Below are 1,638 nucleotides of genomic sequence, written 5' to 3' on the forward strand. Positions count from 1 at the left end.
CTGCTGATCATCGCCGACAAGGGCTACGTCTCCCGCGAACTCGACCACTTCCTCGCCGAGCGCGGGGTCCGGTTGATCCGACCGTCCTACCGCAACCGGACCCCGCATCCCGGCGAGCCGCTGCTCAAGGCCGTCCGCCAGCTGATCGAGTCGGTCAACGACACGTTGAAAGGCCAACTCGACCTGGAACAACACGGCGGGCGCACCATCGAGGGCGTCGGTGTTCGCATCGCCCAACGACTCCTGGCCTTAACGGCCGCCATCTGGCACAACCGCGCCACCGGCCAGCCCGTCACCCGCTCCCTGACCGCCTACGACCACTAACCCCAGTTACGCATTACTCGTCTAGGCCCCGGGACGGCAGGGGTTCACCGGCGCCCGCGCGGTGAGCCCCGCGTCGCCCGGCCGCCGTCCGCCGCCCCGACCCGGCCGGGGCGGGCGTCGTTAGCATGGGCGGGACGCGAGAACGGGTGACGGAGGAGGGGCGTGGTGCGGAACCAGATCCCGGTGGTCGTCGTCGCGGGTTTCCTGGGGTCCGGCAAGACCACGTTGCTCAACCACCTGCTCCACCGCGCCGGGGACACCCGGCTGGGCGTGATCGTCAACGACTTCGGCAGCATCAACGTGGACGCGATGCTCGTCGCCGGACAGGTGGACTCCACGATCTCGCTGGGCAACGGCTGCCTCTGCTGCGCGATCGACTCCGCCGACATGGACGAGCTGCTGGACCGGCTGGCCGATCCCCGCAAGCGGATCGACGTCATCGTGGTCGAGGCCAGCGGCCTCGCCGAGCCGCAGGGGATCACCCGGCTGGTCCTGGCCAGCGCCAACCGCAGGATCACCTACGGCGGTCTCGTCGAGGTGGTCGACGGCGCGGAGTTCGAGCGCACCAGGACCGCCCACCCCGAGATCGACAAGCACCTGCGCTACGCCGACCTCGTGGTGCTCAACAAGAACGACCGCCTCGACGAGGACGCGCGCCGCCGCGTGCTGGCCACGATCGAGCAGCTCAGCCCCGGCACGCCGGTCGTGCCAACCTCGCACGGCCGGGTCGACCCCGCCCTGCTGTTCGACGCCCAGGCCCGGCCGGTCCGCCACGAGGAGGCCCAGCAGCTCGCGCTCGACCTCCTCCGCGAGGACGTGGCGCACGACTGCGCCGAGGACCACGTGCACCACGCCTACGAGAGCGTGTCGTTCTCCGCGGAGCGGCCGGTGGACCCGAACCGGCTGATGGACTTCCTCAACGACCGGCCGGCCGGGCTGTACCGGATGAAGGGCTTCGTGCACTTCGACCTCAAGGGCTACCGCCAGAAGTACACGATGCACGTCGTGGGCAACTACCTCTCCTTCCAGCGCTCCGCGTGGGGACGCGATGAGGGGCGGAGGACCCAGCTCGTGGCGATCGGCACGGGCGTGGACGTCGACGAGGTGCGGCGACGACTGGAGGGTTGCCTGCGCGGCGAGGAGGAGACCGCCGACGCCAGCGGCATGTTCCGCGTCCTCCGCCACACGCGCTGACCCGCCGGTCCACCTACGCGCCGACTCACCTGACCCGCCGGTTCACCTGACCCGCCGGTTCACCTGACCCGCCGGTTCACCTGACCCGCCGGTTCACCTGACCCGCCGGTTCACCTGACC

At 70.5% G+C, this 1,638-nt stretch carries 2 protein-coding genes; both read left to right on the forward strand.

The genetic code is table 11. From position 1 onward, the window contains the following. The coding region (locus tag LX15_RS26605) for a transposase (protein ID WP_301304616.1) at nucleotides 1-324 on the forward strand (324 nt) is incomplete at its 5' end. Nucleotides 325-486: 162 nt separating this feature from the next. Further along, entirely contained in the window at nucleotides 487-1,518 is a 1,032-nt protein-coding gene (locus tag LX15_RS26610; RefSeq protein ID WP_253672560.1) for a CobW family GTP-binding protein, read from the forward strand. The last annotated feature ends 120 nt before the right edge of the window (nucleotides 1,519-1,638 follow it).

The sequence above is a fragment of the Streptoalloteichus tenebrarius genome, assembly GCF_024171885.1.
In the GTDB taxonomy this organism is placed as follows: domain Bacteria; phylum Actinomycetota; class Actinomycetes; order Mycobacteriales; family Pseudonocardiaceae; genus Streptoalloteichus; species Streptoalloteichus tenebrarius.